This is a genomic window from Klebsiella sp. CD33, assembly GCF_051992865.1.
GTDB lineage: Bacteria > Pseudomonadota > Gammaproteobacteria > Enterobacterales > Enterobacteriaceae > Klebsiella > Klebsiella pneumoniae.
This window is the reverse complement of the sequence record NZ_CP197023.1, coordinates 699,968-723,153: the sequence shown is the minus strand read 5'-3', so window position 1 is coordinate 723,153 and position 23,186 is coordinate 699,968. Positions and strand designations below refer to the sequence as shown.

Here is a 23,186-nt window from a genome sequence, read left to right as displayed (position 1 = left end):
TGTTGTGTTAATTATCTTGGCTTTGTTGCAGGTGCTCCCCGGCGGCGCTTACCATGCCGGGGCTATCCTTTTCAGTACGTTGTCACCCGGACAGGGGTATGCCGCTACCCGGGTTTCGTACGTCATGCTTTGTCTTTCAAAACGATTAACGGCTCGATATCGCTCTCTTTTTTCACCACCAGCGACGAATCGCCGCGCAGGCAGGTACCGCCGTAGTTACCGCCGACGGTAAATGTGCACACCTGAATGTACTTACCGTCCACTTTCGGCAGGCACCACAGCTGCTGGTAGATATTCTTGCGATCGACAAACTGGCCGCTGGTCTTATCCAGAAGTTCATCCTGAGGGCCGATCAGGTCGATATTGTTACCGCAGCGCCCGGAAATAGGCTTCACCGCATAGCCGGTTTTCGCCAGCTCGTCGTTAACCTCAAAATCGGTATCCAGCAGATAGCGATGATGCGGGAACAGCGACCACAGCACCGGCAGAATGGCTTTGTTGCCGGGGATCACCGTCCACAGGGGTTCGAATACCAATACTTCAGGACGCAGCAGGACGTCAATCAGCCGCACCTCATTCTGCGGATGTCCGGTACGAATCGGTACCGCCGCGTACTCCTCGGCGCTGACTTCGCGCACCTGCTCAATGGCGGTTTCCCATGCCCAGGTTTTCCAGACGCAGTTGACCAGCCGCCCGTCGGCGTCGATCAGCTGACCGGCAGCGTCCCAGCGCAGCTCATCAAGGCCAAAGAGAATTTTGCTCTCAAAACCGGCCTGGGTCAGCGAACGCTGAATAAACTGCGCGTGGTAGTTCTCTTCCAGATCCTTGTCCTGCATGATGTGGACGAAGGGCCGCGCCCGGCTGTGTTTCCACGCCCCCGCCAGCTCATCGAGCAGACCTTCCGCCGGATTGTGGCCGGTGCCGTAGTAGCCCTGCTTCAGCCACTGTTCGAGGATCAGCCCGCCTTCGGTATGGCAGGAAGCGGAATCGGCATTGTACTCGTACACCTTCAGCCCGCGCTCGTCCATGCAAAAATCCATGCGCCCGGTGATCATATGATGACGGCGGCGCTGCCACGAGAGGCGCAGACGAGGCCAGAGAATTTTCGGAATATCGAACAGCGCCAGCAGGTTGTCATCCTTCATCACCTTATCGGTGGCGTGCAGATACATCAGGTGCAGCTCGTTGGTGGCTTTGATCAGCTCCTGTTCGGCACTTTCGCTGATGGTGAAATACTGATAGGGATCCTGGTTGATGAAATGACCGTTGGCTGCCACGTAGGCTTTCTGCAGCGGGTCTTTCTCGTTCAGCCATTTACCGCGAAACTGGCCGTTGTTTGGCAGCCGCGCGCCTTTGATGGCCATCGCCTCGCCCGGCAGCACCGGCTGCGGCAGGCTGTGTTCGGTATCGGCGGTCTGGATCATCCAGCCTAAAATTTCGGTATCGGCAAAGGTATCTTTGATGGTGTACCGGCCGTCGTTGACCTCGAGGGTCAGCTCGCGGGTCCACTGCTGGCCCTGCGGCAGCGGCGAGTGAATCACGTTCTGCTCGGCGATACGCACCTTATTGCCGACAAGCTGGGTGATCACCGCCACATGGCCGGTGTGCTTAAACTCGCCCCCCTTCTGCCAGATCAGCAGCGAACCAGCGATAGGCGGACGGCGGGAGCCGTTGGCGAAGGCCTGCAGCGGCAGAATATTGTCATTGACCACTTCGCGCAGGAAACGCAGGGAGAAGATTTCATAAGCCATCCCCACATCGGTGAAGACAAAGCCATAGGTCAGGAACAGAAAGCGGCGCGCAAACTCCACGCACTGCCATTTATGCCCCATATACTCATTGCCGATGTAGCTGCGAAACGTCGCGTCATCCGGGTAGTCCTGCGGATTTAAGCTACTGTAATTCGATGAATAAATCGCTACGCCACCGGGTGCATAGCCTAACAATGTCCCAAACGGGGCGTCACTGCTTGTCGATCCTTTGCTCATTTAGCCTGACCTCAAATTAATGCAGCCCGGGCAGTTGGCGAAACAAAACTCCCTCTTCTTATCCTGCCGCAGGCACTTACCAGACAGAGGTGTAACGATGATACCACTCATTCGTTTCGCTAATCGTGCCGTTAAGGAAAATAACCCTGCAGCCGGAAACAAAAGTGATATCGTTATCGGTGATATAACAAAAAAACAACGCAACATCAGGAGTCGACAATGAGCACACCCTCGCATCTGAATGCCCAACCGCTGGTCTGGGGACACGGCCCGCGGACGTTTGAGGTGTTCCTTGAGCCCACCTGCCCCTACTCTGTCCGCGCGTTTAATAAACTCGACGATCTGCTCGATGAGGTCGGCGCCGATAACGTGACCATCAAGATACGCCTGCAGTCGCAGCCGTGGCATCTGTTCTCCGGGGTTATCGTCCGCTGCATCCTCGCCGCGTCCACCCTGCCGCACGGCAGAGAGCAGGCGCATAAGGTGATGCAGGCCGTGGCCGACCATCGGGAAGAGTTTGAGTTTACCGATCACTGCAGCGGGCCGAATATGAACGCCACGCCGCAGCAAATCATTGAGCGCATTGAACGCTACAGTCACGTGCTGCTGGGGGCCGCCTTTGCCCGCCCGGAGCTGCAGGACGTGATCAAGTGGCACAGTAAATACGCCCGTCAGAACGGCATCCATGTCTCGCCGACCTTTATGGTCAACGGCCTGGTGCAGCCGGATCTGGGCAGCGGCGATGATGTCAGCGTGTGGGCCGCGCGGATTATGGCCTGAGGTCACCTGCTACACTTTTTGTACATCCACGAAAAAGGCAAACCAGCATGTCAGAGCAAAACTACCAGCCACCAAAAGTGTGGGAATGGAAGCAAAACAGCGGCGGCGCGTTCGCCAACATCAACCGTCCCGTTTCCGGCGCGACTCATGAACGCGTCCTGCCGGTGGGAACCCATCCGCTCCAGCTATACTCACTCGGCACGCCCAACGGCCAGAAGGTGACGATCATGCTGGAAGAGCTGCTGGCGCTGGGCGTCAGCGGCGCGGAGTACGACGCCTGGCTGATACGCATTGGCGAAGGGGATCAGTTTTCCAGCGGCTTTGTCGAGATCAACCCGAACTCGAAGATCCCGGCCCTCAGCGACCATTCCACCACGCCGCCGACCCGGGTATTTGAGTCCGGCAACATTCTTCTCTATCTGGCGGAAAAATTTGGTTTCTTCCTGCCGAAAGATCCTGCCGGTCGCACCGAAACCCTCAACTGGCTGTTCTGGCTGCAGGGCGCGGCGCCGTTCCTCGGCGGCGGCTTCGGCCACTTCTATAACTATGCGCCAGTGAAGATCGAGTACGCGATCGACCGCTTTACGATGGAAGCCAAACGCCAGCTCGACGTGCTGGACAAACAGCTCGCCCGCGGTCGCTATGTGGCCGGCGAGGAGTACACCATCGCCGATATGGCTGTCTGGCCGTGGTATGGCAACGTAGTGCTGGGCAATGTCTATAACGCGGCGGAGTTCCTCGACGCCGGGAGCTATAAAAACGTGCTGCGCTGGGCGCAGGATGTCGGCAACCGCCCGGCCGTCAAGCGCGGACGCATCGTCAACCGCACCAACGGCCCGCTCAATGAGCAGCTGCATGAGCGCCATGACGCCCGCGACTTTGACACCCAAACGGAAGATAAGCGCCAGGCGTAAGGTCTTCACCCTTTCCCGTTGACGGGAAAGGGTTCCCACCACAGGACGGTTCCGCCTGCGAAGCCGTCCTGTTTAGCTTTCCAGCCGATAGCCCGCCAGAAAATAGCGCATCGCCATACCCGACCCACCTTCTTTGAAGAAATCCATCACCATATCCCTGTCCAGGCCATAGCGACGGGTGAGGATCCCCGCTTCCCAGGCGCTGAGCTGGCGGTCGCCGGTTTTTTCAAACATGCGGTGCGAGTAGCCGAGCACAAACCCGCGTTTATAGTCGGCGCAAAAATTCGCCGCATGCGCGGCGGTGTCAGCATAGGATGCCTGTAGCCCCGCCATTAAGCCTTTGCCAAAATGATTTTCCATCGCGCCCTCCCAATCGTTATATAATAAATTATATAGCGTTTTTTTGAGCGAGCGGTAGCGCTATTTATGACGGTTGCGCTAGCGTAAATACTTCTCAAACCATGCCAGCGTGCGTTGCCAGGCCAGATCAGCCGCAGCCCGATCGTAGCGCGGCGTGGAATCATTATGAAAGCCGTGATTCACGCCCTGATAGAAATAGGCCTCGTAGACTTTATGGTGTTCCTTCAACGCCTGTTCATAGGCAGGCCAGCCTTCATTAATGCCGCTATCGAGGCCGGCATAGTGCAGCAGCAGCGGTGCTTTAATTTTATCAACCTCCTTCAGCGGCGGCTGGCGACCGTAAAACGGCACCGCGCAGGCCAGCTCCGGGATCGCCACCGCCGCCGCGTTGCTGACGCCGCCGCCGTAGCAAAAACCGGTGATACCGACCTTCCCCGTCGCCTGTGGATAGTTCGCCATAAACGCGACCGCCGCAAAAAAATCATTCATCAGCTTCACGGGATCGACTTTCTGCTGTAGGGCGCGGCCTTCATCATCATTCCCCGGATAGCCGCCGACGGCGCTCAGGCCATCCGGCGCCAGCGCGATGTACCCCGCTTTCGCTACCCGCCGGGCTACATCTTCAATATAAGGGTTCAGGCCGCGGTTCTCATGCACCACCACCACAGCGGGCGCTTTGTCGGCTATTTTTGTCGGCGTCACCAGGTAAGCCCGCACTTCGCCGTGACCGTCAGGAGAGGGATAATGAATATACTCCGGGCGGATATCCGGGTCGGTGAACGGTACCTGCTCTGCCAGGGCATAGTCGGGCTTCAGCAGATTAAACAGCGCCAGCGCGGTCATCCCGCCGACAGTATATTTCCCCGCCAGCTGGAGAAACTCGCGTTTACTGATTTTGCCGTGGGCATAGTAGTCATAATACTCGAGCAACTGCTGCGGGAAATCTTTGGCCGTTAATCGCGTCATCACCCTGCCTCCGTTGTTAAGCGCTCTTTAAGCAAAGCAGAAGCCCGGACATACGCCAGCCCAGAAAAGCATAAAACGGGGAGGAACAGCCCAGCGGCTAACACCGCCGGGAGAGAAGGGATCAGTGTTTCACTTTGGTCAGACGATCAAGGTAGCCCATCACAAAGGCCGAAAGCACGAAGGTCAGGTGGATAATCACGTACCACATCAGCTTATTGTCCGGGACGTTTTTCGCATCCATAAACACCCGCAGCAGGTGAATAGAGGAGATCGCCACGATGGAGGCGGCAACCTTATTTTTCAGCGAAGTCGCGTCCATTTTGCCCAGCCAGCTGAGTTTTTCTTTACCCTCGTTAATATCCAGCTGCGAGACAAAATTTTCATACCCGGAGAACATCACCATCACCAGCAAACCGCCCACCAGGGTCATATCCACCAGCGACAGCAGGGTCAGAATCATATCCGACTCGCTGACGCTAAAAATATGCGGCAGTATGTGGAAGATCTCCTGAAAAAATTTGATGGTCAGCGCAATCAGACCGAGCGAGAGGCCAAAATAAACCGGCGCCAGCAGCCAGCGCGAGGCGTACATAGCATTTTCCAGAAAGCGTTCCATAAGATCCTGTCAGTTAACATAAACGGCCGCCATTATATCGCAACAGGGTAACGCTTATGCAACATCAGCCGCCCGCGTCATCTGCAGGCGGCCAGAAACGGTTTCTTTAAAGTATGACCTCAAAGTCCTGCAAAGCGGAGTAGCCCTCGCTTTGTAGGCCAACCATTGAAGCAGCCAGCAGGCCAAATTTCGCGCCGACCCATTTTCCCTTCCCGGCAGCAAAACAAAGAGGAACCTTCCGCCACTCCTCCTCGGCTCGCCAGGAAAATTGACACAGGCCGCCTTCGCCTACGGCCACCTGCAGCTGACACTTGCCGCACTTAAGCTCAGCAAGAACCTGACGAGTTTCGCGCACCACGCCCGCATCGCTCATCCAACCGTGTCGCCACACGAGCCGGTAACTCCCTTGCCCAAACTCCACCAGCAAAGCGGCGTAGCGTTCGCCGTATACGATCAGGCCTCCGGCATCACCGTCCTGAGCGGCATATAACGTTACGCTTGTTTTCGCGCTAAAAGTTAGCACCGGGAATTTCTGCAGCAACAGCTGCGGCGCCCAGTATAACGCTCTCTGTCCATCGACTTCGGATAATGGGACGCAGCGTAATCGAAGTTCGCCTTCCGCCGGCAGCAGCCACTCAGGGCTGGGGTTAGCCTGCCACTGCCACTGTATTCCCGGTTGGCCTTGCGCAAAATAGTCGCTGGTTTGCGGCGCCATTGCCGGTGAAGGCGTTAACCCTTTAGGACGCGGCCAACGTAAAACCGGCTGTCCGACGCCGCAGTTGCCAATCTGCTCACCGATACGCGGCCAGCCATCGTTACCCCAGGACATCGGCTGGAGGTGAACCACGCGGCCATAGAGGTGTAAGTCCTGGAAATGAACAAACCAGCATTCGCCCTCCTCACCCTCCACCCAGCCGCCCTGATGTGGTCCGTTTATCGAGGTGTTTCCCTGGAAAAGCACGTTTTTGGCTTCCCAGGGCCCCGTCATCTGGCGCGCGCGCAGTACCGTCTGCCAGCCATTTTCAACCCCGCCCGCAGGAGCAAAGATGTAGTACCAACCGGCGCGTTGATAAACCTTTGGCCCCTCAAGGGTAGGTAAATCGCAGCAGCCGTCATAGATAATCTGCCCTTCGCCCAGCAATTCGCTGGCGTCCGGCGCCATCGCAAACAACTGCAGTTTATGCTTGATGCCGCTGCGGCTATGGGCGAAGGCATGTACCAACCAGGCCTGACCATTGTCGTCCCAGAACGGGCAGGGATCTATCCAACCTCTGGCCTCGCGCAGGCAGTGCGGAGCGCTCCATTTCCCCCACGGATCCTCGGTATGGCAGATAAAAATACCTTCATCTGGCGTGCTGAAGCAGACCCACAGCTTGCCATCGTGCCAGCGAATCGACGGCGCCCATACGCCCTTACCCGGCTGATACCGGTCATAACCAGGTAGCGGCAGTTCATCCATAACGTGGTTGATGATAGTCCAATTAACCAGGTCCGTTGAATGCAGGATCGGTAAAGCGGGCACATGGTTAAAACTGGAAGAGACCATAAAGAAATCATCGCCTACGCGCACGATATCCGGGTCGGAATAATCGGCGCATAAGATAGGATTTTGGTATTCAGAAGGGGTCATATTTCGCATCTCCTCAGGCCTTTTCCGGAACGGCGTTTAGCGGCAAATGCGTCTCTGAATGCCCCTGCTGCTGACGCATGGACAGCTCGCGCTGAATTGTCTGCATCATTTTGTCATCCAGCTTATAGAAACGCGCCAGCCACCACAGGAGCAGGTAAGATAGTGATGGACCGAGGGTTAACAGCCCCACAATTCCCATTGTCGCCAGCGGAGTCTGCGCCGTTACGCCCGCCTGATAGCCAAATAGCCCAAGCGAAAAACCTACGGCGGCGCCAGCAACCGCCATGCCCATTTTCAAAGCAAACAGATTACCGGAATAGGATAATCCCGTGATGCGACGGCCAAACTTCCATTCGCCATAATCGGCAGCGTTGGCCATCATGTTCCATTTAAACGGCTGGTACATCTGATGGAAGAAGCCGACCAGGAAGTATAAAGGGAACACCACCGGCAGCCAGGTCGGCGGCACAAAGAACATTACGACGCCAACCAGGACCAGCAGGAGGTTGATATTTTTAAACAGCGATACCGCGCGATAGCGCTTGGCCAGCCATCCGGCGGCGATGCTGCCGATAATCGTGCCAACGACGCTGGTGGAAACAAATGCTGATTTCATGGCCGTTCCCGCCGCTGACTCCACACCGCCTAACATCAGGTAGGTTGCATAATAGAGCGTGGCGGCGCTGCGCATAACCCCGGCCATACTGGAGAAAAAAGTAATTATCGCCACAATACGCCACTGGTCATTCGCCAGCAGCTGACGGAGGTCTTCGCGTATGCTCCCCTGCTGTTCAACAGCTGGAGCCACGCGTTCTTTGGTAGAGAAGAAGCAAAAAGCCAGCATTACAATAGCGATCGCGCCCATGATTCCCATTGTCGCCTGAAAACCAAACTGCTTATTTTCTTTACCGAAAAAATCCACCAGGAACAGGGTTGCGACAGAAACCATCAGACCGGCCAGAGATGAGATCGTAAAACGATATGACTGGGCTGAAAGGCGATCCTTCTCATCACGCGTAATGACTCCGCCCAATGCGCAGTAGGGAATATTGATAAAGGTGTAACACAGCATGAGTAAGGTGTAGGTCAGGTAGGCATAAATCAGTTTACCCGATGCGCCAAATTCCGGAGTCGTGAAGGTCATTACCGCCAGCACGGCATAAGGTACGGCAAACCAGATAAGCCACGGGCGAAAATGGCCCCAGCGGGTCTTTACACGGTCTGCAACAATGCCGGTTAGCGGATCGGTAATCGCATCCAGAACCCGCGTCACCAGGAACATCACTCCGACTGCGGCAGCAGAAAGCCCGTAAATATCCGTATAAAACCATGTCAGAAACATGGTTACCGAAGAGTAAACGATACCGCAGGCTGCATCCCCCATGCCATATCCCAGCTTCTCCGCAAATGACAGTTTATTATCGTGATTCACAATATAATCCCTCTCAGATGAAGTGGTATTCACTGTAGAGGCAGGATAAAAACTATCCTATTGTCATTTTTCGCATCGGGTTTATGTTTTCTGTTAACTGAGAAAGTTGTCACACATCTATAAGATTGGTCTTACAAGTTATTGCGCCACCTATTAAAAAGCTGGCGCAAGGCCAGCCTGAGGAGAAAAGTGGAAAGGGGGAGGTTACTTCGCTTTGACGGTCTCTTCGCCCACCAGCCCGATCTTGAGATAGCCCGCCTGATGCAGGGTATCCATCACTTTCATCATCGTCTCGTAATCGACGGTTTTATCCGCGCGGAAGAAGACGGTGGTATCTTTTTTGCCGGCGGTCAGGCTATCCAGGGCGTTAATCATATTCGCTTCGGTAACCGGGTCGTTGCCGAGGAACATGCTCTTATCCGCCTTCACCGACAGGTAGATGGGTTTTTCCGGTCGCGGTTGCGGCTGGCTGGAGGAGGCCGGCAGATTGACCTTCACGTCGACCGTCGCCAGCGGCGCGGCCACCATAAAGATAATCAGCAGAACCAGCATGACGTCGATAAACGGCGTCACGTTGATCTCATGCATTTCGCCGTTATCGTCCAGGTTTTCATTAAGACGCATCGCCATAGCCGATCAACCTACCCGTAATTTCTGCGCGCTGCGCACCGGCTTCACGCCGCTGGCGCTGAGGTCCAGATCGCGGCTTTGCAGCAGGAGTACCTGAGCGGCGACGTCGCCGAGCGAGGCCTTGTAGCTGCCGATCATGCGGGCGAAGATGTTATAGATGACCACCGCCGGGATGGCGGCGAACAGGCCGATGGCCGTCGCCAGCAGCGCTTCTGCGATGCCCGGCGCTACCACCGCAAGATTGGTGGTCTGGGTCTGGGCGATGCCGATAAAGCTGTTCATGATGCCCCAGACGGTACCAAACAGGCCCACAAACGGGGAAATGGCGCCGATGGTCGCCAGGTAGCCGTTACCGCGCCCCATATGGCGACCGACCGCCGCAACGCGGCGCTCAAGGCGAAAACCGGTTCGTTCCTTGATGCCTTCATTGTCTTCGGCACCGGCAGAGAGTTCGAGTTCGTTCTGCGCTTCATTGATAAGCTGGGTGGTGAGGCTTTTCGCCTCAAAGGCGCTGGCGATATCGCTGGCCTGATCGAGAGAGCGGGCTTCTGCCAGCTGCTGCTGTTCACGTTTGAGGCGACGCTTGCTGGCGAGGATTTCCGCCCCTTTACCGAAGAAAATGGCCCATGTGACGACCGACGCCAGAATCAGGCCAATCATCACCACCTTAACGACAATATCGGCATGATGATACATACCCCAAACGGAGAGATCCGCCTGCATCAAATTATTACCCACGCTCTATCTCCACGACGATAATCACAAAATCTGCCCACAATAATATCAAAACGACATCGAATTGATAGTGGTTCTCATTAGTATTTACACTGTGCAGCAAATCACGTTTATTTTCCTTGCGCTTACGCAGTAAAAAAGCGGCTAACCGCGGGCCTGGTAAAATTTTCGCCTGTATCGGCGGTGCGCTGGTACAGAAAAGCAGATTCATGTTAGTTTAGACGTCCAGACGTATAAAAACAGGTTCGTCAACATGGCTGATAAACATCTTGATACCGCGCTGGTCAACGCCGGGCGGAGCAAAAAGTACACCCAGGGCTCAGTGAACAGCGTTATCCAGCGCGCGTCATCGCTGGTTTTCGACACCGTCGAGGCCAAAAAGCACGCCACCCGCAATCGGGCCAACGGCGAGCTGTTCTACGGTCGTCGCGGCACCCTGACCCATTTCTCGCTGCAGGAAGCGATGTGCGAGCTGGAAGGCGGCGCCGGCTGCGCCCTCTTCCCCTGCGGCGCCGCGGCGGTGGCTAACACTATCCTGGCGTTTGTCGAGCAAGGCGACCATGTGCTGATGACCAATACCGCCTATGAGCCAAGCCAGGACTTTTGTACCAAAATTCTCGCCAAACTCGGCGTCACCACCAGCTGGTTCGATCCCTTAATCGGCGCTGATATCGCCCGTCTGGTTCGCCCTGAGACCCGCGTGGTGTTCCTCGAATCGCCCGGCTCGATCACCATGGAAGTGCACGATGTGCCGGCGATAGTCGCCGCCGTGCGTCAGGTCGCCCCGGAAGCGATTATCATGATCGATAACACCTGGGCGGCGGGGATCCTGTTTAAAGCCCTGGATTTTGGCATTGATATTTCCATTCAGGCAGGCACCAAATACCTGATCGGCCATTCCGACGCCATGGTGGGCACCGCGGTGGCTAACGCGCGCTGCTGGCCGCAGCTGCGTGAAAATGCCTACCTGATGGGGCAAATGCTGGACGCCGATACTGCCTATATGACCAGCCGCGGCCTGCGCACCCTGGGCGTTCGCCTGCGTCAGCATCATGAAAGCAGCCTGCGCATCGCCGAGTGGCTGGCGCAGCACCCGCAGGTGGCGCGGGTAAACCACCCCGCCCTGCCCGGCAGTAAAGGTCATGAGTTCTGGAAACGTGATTTCACCGGCAGCAGCGGGCTATTCTCGTTTGTGCTCAGCAAGCGCCTCAGTGATGCCGAACTGGCGGAGTATCTCGACAATTTCAGCCTGTTCAGTATGGCCTATTCGTGGGGCGGCTTTGAGTCGCTGATTCTCGCCAACCAGCCGGAGCAAATCGCCCACATTCGACCGGATGCTGAAGTCGACTTCAGCGGCACGCTGATCCGCCTGCACATTGGTCTCGAAAATGTTGACGATCTGCAGGCGGATTTAGCAGCGGGCTTCGCGCGTATCGTGTAAAGTGACAGTCAGTGGCAACAATAGCGGACGCTTTTTAGCAAAGCGGCCGCTTTTGTTGCGCCCGGGATCAAGGTGCTCGGGCCTCTTCAGGAGTACACTAGTCAACAATACGGTACCACTTAGGAAAGTCCATGGTTGTCATTCAAGAGATTGTCGCCGCGCTGTGGCAACATGATTTTGCCGCATTGGCGAACCCTCACGTTGTGGGCGTTGTATATCTGGTTATGTTCGCGACCCTGTTTCTGGAAAACGGGCTGCTGCCCGCCTCCTTTTTACCGGGAGACAGCCTGCTGCTGCTCGCCGGCGCGCTGATTGCTAAAGGCGTCATGGACTTTGTGCCCACTATCGCCATTCTGACCGCCGCCGCCAGCCTCGGCTGCTGGCTGAGCTATGTGCAAGGGCGCTGGCTGGGCAATACGCAAACGGTGAAAGGCTGGCTGGCGCATCTGCCGCATAAGTACCATCAGCGCGCCACCTGCATGTTTGACCGCCACGGCCTGCTGGCGCTGCTCGCGGGCCGTTTTCTGGCGTTTGTCCGCACCCTGCTGCCAACCATGGCCGGGATTTCTGGCCTGCCGAACCGCCGCTTCCAGTTCTTCAACTGGCTGAGCGCCCTGCTGTGGGTCTGTGTGGTGACGGGTCTTGGCTATGCGCTGAGCATGATCCCGTTTGTGAAGCGCCATGAAGATCAGGTGATGACCTGTCTGATGATCCTGCCGATTGCCCTGCTGCTGGCTGGCCTGCTCGGCACGCTGTTCGTGGTCATTAAAAAGAAATATTGCAGCGCCTGACGGTTACCTGCCGGGGGGCCTGCGCCCGCCCGGCCGCCCTTTCCCGGTATTACATCCCCTGCATCGTGCGAATACGCGCGGCGTCTTCTCCCGGCGTCAAACCGAAGTAGCGCTTAAACTCGCGGCTGAACTGCGAAGGGCTTTCATATCCCACGCGCATCGCCGCCGCGCTGGCCTTCATGCCGTCATGGATCATCAGCATTCGTGCTTTGTGCAAACGGTAGTTTTTCAGATACTGCAAAGGAGATGTGCTGGTCACCGCTTTAAAATTATGGTGAAACGCTGACACACTCATATTCGCTTCCGCCGCCAGCCGATCGACGCTGAGGTTTTCGGTGTACTGGCTTTCGATATGCTTGAGCACGCGGCTTATCAGGCTGAAGTGGGTCTGCCGGCTGACCAGCGCCAACAGCGCGCCGCCGCAGGGCCCCGTCAGCACATAATACAGAATTTCGCGGACGATTTGCTTGCCAAGGATCCGTGCGTCCAGCGGCCGCTCCATCACGTCAAGCAGCCGTTCGGCAGCGCACAGAATATCCTCCGAGAGTACCGCGGAGTTTATCCCGCTGGAGGCGACCGCGGGCTGAAACAGCGGATCTTCGCCAATATCCATCAGCAGCTCTTGCAGTTGCAGGATATCGACGTTCAGGCGCATCCCGGCGAGGGGCACCTCCGGGGTGGCAAAGGTTTCGCACTCGAAAGGTAGCGGCACGGTCAGCAGTAAATATTCGTTTGTATCGTAGCGAAAAGTCCGCTCATTGATATAACCAATTTTATGGCCCGAAAAGAGAAAAACGATCCCCGGCTGATACATCACCGGCGTCCGGGGCCCCGGTTGCGTTCCGTACAGCAAACGGACGTCAGGCAGCAACGAACTTAACATTTCGTGCTTATCTTTCAGCAGGTTAATCTTCTCCGTTAATGTCCGACATATCTCTGCGTGTTGCATTGCCACCGTCTCTCCCGATGTTTCTTCACCTGTACATTGTGCGCAGGCCGCTACAAATTCTCCAGCCATATGGAGAAATAGGCAAGACATCGGCAGAAATGTGCATTGAGGGTCAACGGCGCCAGGACCACAATAACCTTCATCGGGCAGCGGTATCGTCCCTGTCGACGGTTTTACTCTTTGGAGGACTTAAGCAATGAATAATTTCGACCTGCATACCCCAACCCGCATTCTGTTTGGCAAAGGCGCGATTGAAAAGCTGCGTGAACAGATCCCGGCGGAAGCCCGCGTACTGATCACCTACGGCGGCGGCAGCGTCAAAAAAACAGGCGTCCTGGATCAGGTCCTCACCGCTCTGAATGGCCTGGATGTCCTTGAATTTGGCGGCATCGAGCCGAACCCGTCTTACGAAACCCTGATGAATGCGGTGAAACTCGCCCGGGAAGAGAAAGTGACCTTCCTGCTGGCGGTCGGCGGCGGTTCGGTGCTGGATGGCACCAAGTTTATCGCTGCAGCAGCCCACTACGACGCGGATATCGATCCGTGGGAAATTCTGGAAACCTATGGCAGCAAAATTGCCAGCGCCATTCCAATGGGCTCGGTACTGACTCTGCCGGCGACCGGTTCTGAATCCAACAAAGGCGCGGTCATATCGCGGAAAACCACCGGCGACAAACGCGCGTTTATGTCTTCGCACGTCCAGCCGCAGTTCGCGATCCTCGATCCGGTTTATACCTATACCCTGCCACCGCGCCAGGTCGCGAACGGCGTGGTTGACGCCTTCGTCCATACCGTCGAGCAGTACGTGACCTACCCGGTAGACGGCAAAATCCAGGACCGTTTCGCCGAAGGCATTCTCCTGACCCTGATCGAGGATGGCCCGAAAGCCCTGCAGGAACCGGAGAACTATAACGTGCGCGCCAATATTATGTGGGCGGCGACGCAGGCGCTGAACGGCCTGATCGGCGCAGGCGTGCCACAGGACTGGGCGACGCATATGCTCGGCCACGAGCTGACGGCGATGCACGGCCTGGATCACGCCCAGACGCTGGCTATCGTGCTGCCGGCGCTGTGGAATGAGAAACGCGATGCCAAGCGCGAGAAGCTGCTGCAGTATGCCGAGCGCGTGTGGAATATTACCGAAGGCTCTGACGACCAACGTATCGATGCCGCCATCGCCGCAACGCGTCAGTTCTTCGAGCAGATGGGCGTGCCGACCCGCCTTTCCGATTACGGTCTCGACGGTAGCTCCATCCCGGCGCTGCTGGCGAAACTGGAAGAGCACGGCATGACTAAACTTGGCGAACATCAGGATATCACCCTGGACGTCAGCCGCCGTATTTACGAGGCTGCACGCTAAGCGCTCCCCGCCTGATTCACCTCTCCTTACGTTAAACAAACGCCGGGGAGAGGTGTTTTTACTACCGTTTTTAGCTATTTCGTCCAGACTTAATGCTACCCCTCGGCGGATCCTGCTTCGCCGAGTTCATTAACAGGAGGAAGGCATGACACATCCAACCGTTATAAAACTGCACGACGGCAACCTGATGCCGCAGCTGGGTCTCGGCGTGTGGAAAGCTGGCAACGAGGAAGTCGTCTCCGCCATTCATAAGGCGCTGGAAGTCGGTTATCGCTCTTTTGACACCGCCGCCGCGTACCAAAATGAGACCGGCGTCGGCAATGCGCTGCACAGCGCTGGCGTCAACCGCGATGAGCTCTTCATCACCACCAAGCTGTGGAACGACGATCAAAAACGGCCGCACGAGGCGCTGAAAGAGAGCCTCAGCAAACTGAAGCTGGACTATGTGGATCTCTATTTAATCCACTGGCCGGTACCGGCTATCGGCCATTACGTCGAGGCCTGGCAGGCGCTGATCGAGCTGCAGCAGCAGGGGCTGACCAAAAGCATTGGCGTGTGTAATTTCCAGGTACCGCATCTGCAGAAGCTGATTGATGAAACCGGCGTCGCCCCGGTGATCAATCAGATAGAACTCCATCCACTTATGCAGCAGCGTCAGCTGCACGCGTGGAACGCCACCCACAAGATCCAGACCGAATCCTGGAGCCCGCTGGCCCAGGGCGGCGAAGGCGTCTTCGATCAAAAAGTCATCCACCAGCTCGCCGATAAGTACGGCAAAACGCCGGCGCAAATCGTCATCCGCTGGCATCTTGATAGCGGTCTGGTGGTGATCCCGAAATCCGTCACGCCGTCGCGTATCGCGGAAAACTTTGACGTCTGGGACTTCCGTCTCGACAAAGATGAGCTGGGAGCGATCGCGAAGCTGGACCAGGGTAAACGTCTCGGTCCTGACCCGGATCAGTTCGGCGGATAATGCTCTCTCTTGCCATCGCCTTTAGCGCCTCGGCGTTAAAGGCGATCGCAGACCAGATGAATATCCTCTGGCTCCAGCGCAAACAGCGCCGGGTCGGGCTTATCCGCTAAGCGACATCCCTGAGCCAGATAAAAATCGACGGTGTTTTTGTTGGGGATCGACGAGATATAGAGGCCGGACGCCCCCATTTCTGGCAGCTGGTGCAGGGCATACTGAAACAGTCGCCGCCCCCAGCCCTGGCCGCGCTTTCCCGCCCCGACATAAAAGAATAATAGCTGGCGCAGCTCGCCATTCATGCCGCGAGGCAGCGTATCCAGCGCCGCTGCGGCAATCATCTGCTCATCGTCAAAAAAGGCGAAAAAAATACCGCCGCGATCGTAACAGGCCTCGTGAATCGGAGTATAAGCCTGACGATCGTGAGGGTCCCAGCCACGCACGTCATAATATTCCCGATAAGCCCGCAGCTGACCGTTATCGAGACGGTAGAGCGTATCGATAATTTCGCTGCGGTCTATCTCCCAGAGCTGGTCCAGTTGTTGTCGCGACAGGATGACCGGCGTCATCACCTCTCTCCTTTTTTCACAGATGTTCCCGGCGAGCGATCCCGCCGGGCCAGCCGCTTAGCGTGATACGGCCTTCGGCTTAACGCGTTTTTTCGCGCCCGCAGCGGCAGGCGTCTGGCGCTGATGGGCGATCGGCGTGTGCTTGGTCAGCGCCGGACGAGTATGGCGGTTCTGGCGACGCGCTTCACGCATTTCGTCCAGGGTTGGCGCTGGCACCAGGCAGTCGCGACGGGAGCCAATCAGGTGCTTCTTGCCCATCGCCTCCAGCGCCTGACGGATCAGCGGCCAGTTTGCCGGATCGTGGTAGCGGAGCAGCGCTTTGTGCAGACGGCGCTGTTTATCGCCCTTCGGCACCACCACCTCTTCGCTCTTATAACCAATTTTACCCAGCGGGTTCTTGCCGGTGTAATACATGGTGGTCGAGTTCGCCAGCGGCGACGGATAGAAGTTCTGCACCTGGTCGAGGCGGAAGCGATGCTTCTTCAGCCACAGCGCCAGGTTCACCATATCTTCATCACGGGTGCCCGGATGAGCGGAGATAAAGTACGGGATCAGATACTGCTCTTTACCCGCCTGCTTCGAATAGGTGTCGAACAGCTCTTTAAAGCGGTCGTAGCTGCCCATTCCCGGCTTCATCATCTTCGACAGCGGTCCCTCTTCGGTATGCTCCGGGGCGATCTTCAGATAGCCGCCGACGTGGTGGGTCGCCAGCTCTTTGATATAGCGCGGATCTTCGACCGCGATGTCATAGCGTACCCCGGAGGCGATAAGGATCTTCTTGATGCCCTTCAGTTCGCGAGCGCGGCGATAAAGATTGATCGTCGGCTCATGGTTGGTATCCATGTGCGGGCAAATATCCGGATAGACGCAGGAGAGACGGCGGCAGGTCTGCTCAGCGCGCGGCGATTTACAGCGCAGCATATACATGTTGGCCGTTGGCCCGCCGAGATCGGAGATCACCCCGGTAAAGCCGGGCACGGTGTCGCGAATGGCTTCGATCTCATTAATGATCGAATCCTCAGAACGGCTCTGGATTATGCGTCCTTCGTGCTCAGTGATCGAGCAGAACGAACAGCCGCCGAAGCAGCCGCGCATGATGTTGATTGAGAAGCGGATCATCTCATACGCCGGAATACGCGCATCGCCATAGGAAGGATGCGGCACCCGCTTGTACGGCAGCGCGAAGACGCTGTCCATCTCTTCGGTGGAGAGCGGGATTGCCGGCGGGTTGATCCAGAGGTAGCGCTCGCCGTGCTTTTGCATCAGCGCCCGGGCGCAGCCGGGGTTGGTTTCGTGGTGCAAAATGCGCGAGGCGTGAGCGTACAGGACCTTATCGCCTTTCACCTTCTCGAAGGAAGGCAGCAGCACATAGGTTTTTTCCCACGGTTTGGGCCGCGGCGGTTGCACAGTAATGCTTTTCGCTTCCTGTTTTTTCGGCGCGACCGGTTTGTTATCGGCGCACGGCAGATCTTCACCGTACGGATGCGGGATGGGGTCAATTTTACCGGGCGTATCCAGACGGGTGGAGTCCACGCCGCTCCAGCCGGGCAGCGCCTCTTTCACCATGATGGCGGTATTGCGCACATCGCGGATCTGGTCGATGGTTTCGCCCATCGCCAGGCGATGAGCCACTTCCACCAGCGGACGCTCGCCGTTGCCGAACATCAGCATATCGGCCTTGGAGTCCACCAGCACCGAGCGGCGCACGGTGTCGGACCAGTAATCATAGTGGGCGGTACGACGCAGGCTGGCTTCGATGCCGCCGAGGATCACCGGCACATCTTTCCACGCCTCTTTACAGCGCTGGGTATAGACGAGGGTAGCGCGGTCCGGACGTTTGCCCGCCACGTTACCCGCCGTATAGGCATCGTCATGACGTAGTTTACGGTCGGCGGTGTAACGGTTGATCATTGAGTCCATGTTGCCGGCGGTCACGCCGAAGAACAGGTTCGGTTTTCCCAGACGCATAAAGTCGTCTTTGCTGTTCCAGTCCGGCTGGGAGATGATCCCAACCCGGAAACCCTGCGCTTCCAGCATGCGGCCGCAGATAGCCATCCCGAAGCTCGGGTGGTCGACATAGGCGTCGCCGGTAACCAGAATAATGTCGCAGCTATCCCAGCCAAGTTGATCCATCTCTTCACGCGACATCGGTAAAAAGGGCGCAGGGCCAAAACAGGCAGCCCAGTATTGCGGCCAGGAAAAAAGGTCACGATCCGGTTGGATCAGGGATATTGCGCTCATATTGCTTCCGGGGAAAATGATAAAAAAATAACCAAAAGGGCGTGGATTATAAGCCGGAATGATAGTGGAAATGAAGGAGGATTTTCTCAAACCCTGACCGTGCGCCGGCCAGGGTCAAAGAGGTTACGGCGCGGGATTCACCAGCATCTGGCCGATCGAGCCGCGATCGGCAAGCTCCAGCGTCTGACTCAGATACTGGAACGGGAAGTGCGGCCACGACGGTTGAGCGTAATAGACCAGCAGCTCAACCTGCCCGTCGACCCACACGGTGTCCTTCCAGCCGCGATCTTCCGGGAAAGGAGACGAGCCGTTGACATTACGGATCTGGAACATCACCCCTTCAATATGGAACGACTGCGGGCGGTCGGCGCGCACCGTCCAGCGCTCCCAGGTCCCCTGCTGCGCCGTGATATCGATACGCTGCGGATCCCACAGCTGGCCGTTGATGCCCGGATCGTCGCCAAGGGTGATATCCCGGCTGCGGATCGGCGTACCGGAGAGCAGCTCGGTCGGCAGCAGGCGCACCGGCAGACTGTCGGTCACCAGCGGCAGCAGCCCGGTCGGACGCAGCGTCAGCACCAGCGTGGAGACCAGGATGCTTGACGGTTCAAAAAAACCGCGGATACGGTCGACGATGCTCGCCGCTTCGCCGCAGGTAATGGATACTTCATCGCCGTTAGTCATATCGACCAGAATTTCACGCCGCTCCCCCGGGGCCAGCGATAGCTGCTTGAGCGAAACCGGCGCCGGCAGGAATCCCTGATCGCCGGAAATCACATGCAGCAGTCGGCCATCGCTCATCTGCAGCTGATAGCGCCGGGAGTTGGAAGCGTTCAGCAGGCGCAGGCGCACCCAGCCGCGCGACACTTCAACATACGGGCTCTGCACGCCGTTAACCAGCAGCGTGTCGCCCACAAAGCCGCCGCTGCCCGGTTCGCTATATTCCGGCGTGCCGAAGTTATCCAGCCGTTTATCCTGAATAATCACCGGGAAGTCATCGACGCCATAGTGGTTAGGGATCGGCAGGTTCTTGCTGACCTCGTCTTCCACCAGCCACATGCCGGCCAGACCGTTGTAAACCTGTTTCGCCATCCGGTTCGGCGTGTTGGCCTGATACCACAGCGTCGCCGCGCTCTGGCGGATAGGCAGCACCGGCGCCCAGTCGGCGTTCGGCGACATCATGCGCGCCGCGCCGCCAATCAGCGGGCCAGGCACCTGCAGACCGCGGATGGTCATCGCCACGTTCTCCGTCAGGCGGTTGCTGTAGATAAGCTTGACGTCGTCTCCGTTCCAGACGCGGATCGTCGGCCCCATATAGCGGCCATTGATCCCCCAGACGGGGGCGCGGGTGCCGGGGGTAAACGACCAGTGGGAACGCTGCAGCGTCAGAAACAGCGGCTGGCCGCGACGAGATTCCAGCAGCGGCGGAACCGGCAGCGCAGGCTGCTGGCCGGCGGCATGGGCCTTCAGCGGCGCGGCGCCAGCGCACAGCGCTACGCCGGAAGCCTTAATAAACTGACGCCGACTGAGTGACATATTAACTCCATGACATACTGACAAATGAAAAAGGGAATTCGTTTCCCGCCAGCAATACGCGCGCGTTGGCGGCGTTTCCTGTCTTATTGCTTTCCAGCCGCTTCGCGCTCGGCCACTTCGTTGTCCAGATCAGCGATTTTGGCGGCCATCAGCTCGCGGCAATGCGTCGCCAGCGCGCGCACGTTGTCTTTACCAAACTGAGTGGTATCTACCGGCGGCAGCATTTCCACAATCACCAGACCGTTGTTCCAGCGATTGAGCTTTATTTTATTCGATGTATTCGAGACACACACCGGAATAATCGGCACCCCAGCGGCAATAGCCGCGTGAAAAGCCCCGGTTTTAAACGGCAGCAGGCCGCGGCCGCGGCTACGGGTCCCTTCCGGGAACATCCAGAACGAAATTTTACGCTTTTTAAAAGCGTTGACGACTTCGGCAATAGTGCCGTGCGCTTTGGTTCGGTTATTACGGTCAATCAGCAAATTGCCCGTCAGCCAGTACAGTTGGCCAAAGAACGGGATCCATAGCAGGCTCTTTTTACCTACGGTGACCGTCGGAGCCTGCACGATATTCGACGCCGTCACCATATCATAGTTGTTCTGGTGGTTAGCGATGTAGATCGCGTTGCCATAGCTTTCCGCGTCGGCGGGTTTGCGTAGCTCTACCTTGAGGCCAAATACCGGAGATAAACGGCCAAACAGATGGCCGAAAGTGGCAACGTGTTTTGGATTACGTGGGCTGAACAAGCAGTACAGACAGCCAAGTACGCACACTACGATGCAATAAATGACCACGAAAATTACTCGAAAAATGAATAGCATAGCTACCTCTAAAACCCAAACCGCTTAGAATTATTCGCTGCTGGCAGAAGGCAGGCTCACAAGTTCTGCGCAGGCCGGGACCGTTCTTCCTGGGTCCCTGATGATGGACATTGTTAATCGCAACGCCTGAATAAACAACGATTTTGCGGCATTTTTTCGTCTCCTCCCGTCAAAGACGGGAGGAGACGCGCTTACTCTTCGCTATCGCCTGCCGCGGCACGACGCGGCGAGTCAATTTCCACGCGGTCAATTTTCTGCAGCCCGCGCATCAGCGAACCGCGGCGGCCGCGCTCGCCGGTGACTTTTTGCAGCTCTTCCGGACGCAGTTTGATCTTCCGTTTGCCGACGTGAATGGTCAGCGTACTCTGCGGCGGCAGAACAAACAGATGTGCCAGACCGTCCTGGCCGGCTGCGGCTTCCGCCGCCGGAATGCTGATAATTTTGTTGCCCTTGCCTTTCGACAGCTGCGGCAGATCGCTGACCGGGAACATCAGCATCCGCCCGGCGGCGGTGATGGCCAGCAGCATATCGGACTCATCCTCAATCACCAGCGGCGGCATCACGTGCGCGTTGTCAGGCAGGGTGATTAGCGCTTTCCCGGCACGGTTGCGCGCCACCAGATCGTTGAAGGTACAGACGAAACCGTAGCCCGCGTCGGAAGCCATCAGCAGTTTCTGATCGTCGCTTTCCATTAGCATATGCTCCACGGTCGCGCCCGGCGGCAGGGTCAGTTTGCCGGTAAGCGGTTCACCCTGGCCACGCGCGGAAGGCAGAGTAATCGGATCGATGGCATAGCTGCGTCCGGTGGTATCGATAAACACCACCGGCTGGTTGCTCTTGCCCTTCGCCGAGGCTTTCCAGCTGTCGCCCGCCTTATAGCTCAAGCCCTGGGCGTCAATGTCGTGTCCTTTGGCGCTGCGCACCCAGCCCATCTGCGACAGAACGATAGTCACCGGCTCAGACGGCAGCATGTCATGCTCGCTCATCGCTTTCGCTTCTTCACGCTCGTGAAGCGGCGAGCGACGGTCGTCGCCGAAGGCATCGGCATCGGCCTGCAGCTCTTTTTTCAGCAGGTTGTTCATCTTACGTTCAGACGCCAGAATCGCCTGCAGCTGGTCGCGCTCTTTTTCCAGCTCGCTCTGCTCGCCGCGGATCTTCATCTCTTCCAGTTTGGCGAGGTGGCGCAGTTTTAATTCCAGAATCGCCTCCGCCTGGGTTTCGCTGATGCCAAAGCGCGACATCAGGGCCGGCTTCGGTTCATCTTCAGTGCGGATGATCTCAATCACTTCATCGATATTAAGAAACGCCACCAGCAAACCTTCGAGGATATGCAGGCGCTTCAGCACTTTCTCTAACCGATGGTTTAGACGGCGACGCACGGTATCGCGACGGAACACCAGCCACTCGCTGAGGATCTCCAGCAGGTTTTTCACCGCCGGGCGGCCGTCAAGGCCGATCATATTGAGGTTGATGCGGTAGCTCTTCTCCAGATCGGTGGTGGCGAACAGGTGGTTCATCACCTGTTCCATATCCACCCGGTTGGAGCGCGGGACAATCACCAGACGGGTCGGGTTTTCGTGGTCCGATTCGTCGCGCAGATCGTCAACCATAGGCAGCTTTTTATTGCGCATCTGCGCCGCAATCTGCTCCAGCACTTTGGCGCCGGAGACCTGATGCGGCAGCGCGCTGATCACCACCGCGCCGTCCTCTTTACTCCACACCGCGCGCATGCGCACTGAGCCGCGCCCGTTCTGGTAGATTTTGCGAATTTCCGCCCGCGAGGTGATGATCTCCGCCTCGGTCGGGAAATCCGGCCCCTGTACGATATCCAGCAGTTCGTCGAGGGTGGTTTTCGGCTGCTCAATCAGCGTAATCGCCGCTTTGGCCACTTCCCGCAGGTTGTGCGGAGGAATATCGGTCGCCATGCCTACCGCGATGCCGGTGGTGCCGTTCAGCAGGATGTTCGGCAGACGCGCTGGCAGCATTTTCGGCTCCTGCAGCGTGCCGTCAAAGTTTGGCACCCAGTCGACCGTCCCCTGCCCCAGCTCGCTGAGCAGCAGCTCGGCATACTTCGACAGGCGGGATTCGGTGTAACGCATGGCGGCGAAAGATTTGGGATCGTCCGGCGCCCCCCAGTTTCCCTGACCATCCACCAGCGGATAGCGGTAAGAGAACGGCTGCGCCATCAGCACCATCGCTTCATAGCAGGCGCTGTCGCCGTGCGGGTGATATTTACCCAACACGTCGCCGACGGTGCGGGCGGACTTTTTGAATTTCGCACTGGCGTTCAGCCCCAGCTCGGACATCGCATAGACGATGCGACGCTGGACCGGTTTTAAGCCATCGCCAATAAACGGTAATGCCCTGTCCATGATCACGTACATGGAGTAGTTCAGGTAAGCATTTTCCGTAAATTCATGCAGCGCAAGGCGCTCTGCCATATCGCTCATTAATCGTGGA

At 57.3% G+C, this 23,186-nt stretch carries 20 protein-coding genes and 1 pseudogene; 6 read left to right on the top strand and 15 right to left on the bottom strand.

What is annotated here, in order from left to right:
* Nucleotides 1-122 precede the first annotated feature (122 nt).
* The gene (gene gss, locus ACR809_RS03580; RefSeq protein ID WP_002916740.1) at nucleotides 123-1,988 is read right to left on the bottom strand and encodes a bifunctional glutathionylspermidine amidase/synthase; all 1,866 of its coding nucleotides are present in this window, start codon (nucleotides 1,986-1,988) and stop codon (nucleotides 123-125) included.
* A gap of 76 nt (nucleotides 1,989-2,064) precedes the next feature.
* Nucleotides 2,065-2,187 (bottom strand): hypothetical protein, encoded by a 123-nt coding sequence (locus ACR809_RS03575; RefSeq protein ID WP_004217169.1) that lies wholly within the window; start codon nucleotides 2,185-2,187, stop codon nucleotides 2,065-2,067.
* A gap of 20 nt (nucleotides 2,188-2,207) precedes the next feature.
* Here ACR809_RS03575 and ACR809_RS03570 point away from each other — a divergent pair, with 20 nt between their 5' ends.
* Together ACR809_RS03570 and yghU are read left to right on the top strand one after the other, a co-directional pair.
* Nucleotides 2,208-2,768 carry a DsbA family protein gene (locus ACR809_RS03570; protein ID WP_004150918.1) on the top strand — a complete coding sequence of 187 codons (561 nt, stop codon included), beginning with the start codon at nucleotides 2,208-2,210 and terminating at the stop codon, nucleotides 2,766-2,768.
* Between the two features lie 47 nt (nucleotides 2,769-2,815).
* Entirely contained in the window at nucleotides 2,816-3,682 is an 867-nt protein-coding gene (yghU, locus tag ACR809_RS03565) for a glutathione-dependent disulfide-bond oxidoreductase (RefSeq protein ID WP_002916742.1), read from the top strand.
* Nucleotides 3,683-3,754: 72 nt separating this feature from the next.
* On the opposite strand, the gene ACR809_RS03560 is transcribed toward yghU, so the two are convergent.
* The 7 genes from ACR809_RS03560 to exbB form a co-directional block, all read right to left on the bottom strand.
* Nucleotides 3,755-4,042, bottom strand: a complete 288-nt coding sequence (locus ACR809_RS03560) for a DUF2623 domain-containing protein (RefSeq protein ID WP_002916743.1) — start codon at nucleotides 4,040-4,042, stop codon at nucleotides 3,755-3,757.
* A 78-nt stretch (nucleotides 4,043-4,120) separates the two neighbouring features.
* On the bottom strand, nucleotides 4,121-5,008 hold the full coding sequence (gene yghX / locus ACR809_RS03555; RefSeq protein ID WP_004144560.1) for a YghX family hydrolase: 888 nt from the start codon (nucleotides 5,006-5,008) through the stop codon (nucleotides 4,121-4,123).
* 121 nt (nucleotides 5,009-5,129) lie between these two features.
* The gene (locus ACR809_RS03550; protein WP_004105804.1) at nucleotides 5,130-5,624 is read right to left on the bottom strand and encodes a TIGR00645 family protein; all 495 of its coding nucleotides are present in this window, start codon (nucleotides 5,622-5,624) and stop codon (nucleotides 5,130-5,132) included.
* Between the two features lie 106 nt (nucleotides 5,625-5,730).
* The gene (locus tag ACR809_RS03545; protein WP_023285558.1) at nucleotides 5,731-7,254 is read right to left on the bottom strand and encodes a glycoside hydrolase family 43 protein; all 1,524 of its coding nucleotides are present in this window, start codon (nucleotides 7,252-7,254) and stop codon (nucleotides 5,731-5,733) included.
* A gap of 13 nt (nucleotides 7,255-7,267) precedes the next feature.
* Complete coding sequence (locus ACR809_RS03540; RefSeq protein ID WP_122051056.1) at nucleotides 7,268-8,686, bottom strand: glycoside-pentoside-hexuronide (GPH):cation symporter; 1,419 nt, start codon at nucleotides 8,684-8,686, stop codon at nucleotides 7,268-7,270.
* Nucleotides 8,687-8,890: 204 nt separating this feature from the next.
* Nucleotides 8,891-9,316: a TonB system transport protein ExbD gene (exbD, locus tag ACR809_RS03535; RefSeq protein ID WP_002916785.1), complete on the bottom strand. Its 426-nt coding sequence runs from the start codon at nucleotides 9,314-9,316 to the stop codon at nucleotides 8,891-8,893.
* Between the two features lie 6 nt (nucleotides 9,317-9,322).
* Nucleotides 9,323-10,054: a tol-pal system-associated acyl-CoA thioesterase gene (gene exbB, locus ACR809_RS03530; protein WP_004174395.1), complete on the bottom strand. Its 732-nt coding sequence runs from the start codon at nucleotides 10,052-10,054 to the stop codon at nucleotides 9,323-9,325.
* Between the two features lie 250 nt (nucleotides 10,055-10,304).
* Between exbB and metC the strand changes: the two genes are divergently transcribed.
* A complete protein-coding gene (gene metC, locus ACR809_RS03525; RefSeq protein WP_023285560.1) occupies nucleotides 10,305-11,492 on the top strand; it encodes a cystathionine beta-lyase in 1,188 nt (395 codons plus the stop codon).
* Between the two features lie 131 nt (nucleotides 11,493-11,623).
* Nucleotides 11,624-12,283, top strand: coding sequence for a DedA family general envelope maintenance protein YghB (yghB, locus tag ACR809_RS03520; protein ID WP_002916791.1), 660 nt, complete (start codon nucleotides 11,624-11,626; stop codon nucleotides 12,281-12,283).
* A gap of 49 nt (nucleotides 12,284-12,332) precedes the next feature.
* Here yghB and ACR809_RS03515 read toward each other — a convergent pair whose 3' ends face one another.
* Nucleotides 12,333-13,232: an AraC family transcriptional regulator gene (locus tag ACR809_RS03515; RefSeq protein ID WP_004144552.1), complete on the bottom strand. Its 900-nt coding sequence runs from the start codon at nucleotides 13,230-13,232 to the stop codon at nucleotides 12,333-12,335.
* 196 nt (nucleotides 13,233-13,428) lie between these two features.
* Here ACR809_RS03515 and yqhD point away from each other — a divergent pair, with 196 nt between their 5' ends.
* Complete coding sequence (gene yqhD, locus ACR809_RS03510; protein ID WP_004144551.1) at nucleotides 13,429-14,592, top strand: alcohol dehydrogenase; 1,164 nt, start codon at nucleotides 13,429-13,431, stop codon at nucleotides 14,590-14,592.
* Between the two features lie 145 nt (nucleotides 14,593-14,737).
* Nucleotides 14,738-15,565: a 2,5-didehydrogluconate reductase DkgA gene (gene dkgA, locus ACR809_RS03505; RefSeq protein WP_002916796.1), complete on the top strand. Its 828-nt coding sequence runs from the start codon at nucleotides 14,738-14,740 to the stop codon at nucleotides 15,563-15,565.
* Nucleotides 15,566-15,600: 35 nt separating this feature from the next.
* Here dkgA and ACR809_RS03500 read toward each other — a convergent pair whose 3' ends face one another.
* The 5 genes and pseudogenes from ACR809_RS03500 to parC form a co-directional block, all read right to left on the bottom strand.
* Nucleotides 15,601-16,128 carry a GNAT family N-acetyltransferase gene (locus tag ACR809_RS03500; protein ID WP_023280567.1) on the bottom strand — a complete coding sequence of 176 codons (528 nt, stop codon included), beginning with the start codon at nucleotides 16,126-16,128 and terminating at the stop codon, nucleotides 15,601-15,603.
* A pseudogene (locus tag ACR809_RS03495) lies at nucleotides 16,128-18,459 on the bottom strand (YgiQ family radical SAM protein). The gene ACR809_RS03500 and the pseudogene ACR809_RS03495 overlap by 1 nt, the downstream one beginning before the upstream one ends.
* A 33-nt stretch (nucleotides 18,460-18,492) precedes the next feature.
* Nucleotides 18,493-19,905: a cell division protein FtsP gene (gene ftsP, locus ACR809_RS03490; protein WP_004144547.1), complete on the bottom strand. Its 1,413-nt coding sequence runs from the start codon at nucleotides 19,903-19,905 to the stop codon at nucleotides 18,493-18,495.
* Between the two features lie 83 nt (nucleotides 19,906-19,988).
* The gene (gene plsC / locus ACR809_RS03485; RefSeq protein ID WP_002916826.1) at nucleotides 19,989-20,726 is read right to left on the bottom strand and encodes a 1-acylglycerol-3-phosphate O-acyltransferase; all 738 of its coding nucleotides are present in this window, start codon (nucleotides 20,724-20,726) and stop codon (nucleotides 19,989-19,991) included.
* A 191-nt stretch (nucleotides 20,727-20,917) separates the two neighbouring features.
* Entirely contained in the window at nucleotides 20,918-23,176 is a 2,259-nt protein-coding gene (gene parC, locus ACR809_RS03480) for a DNA topoisomerase IV subunit A (protein WP_004181324.1), read from the bottom strand.
* Between the last annotated feature and the right edge of the window lie 10 nt (nucleotides 23,177-23,186).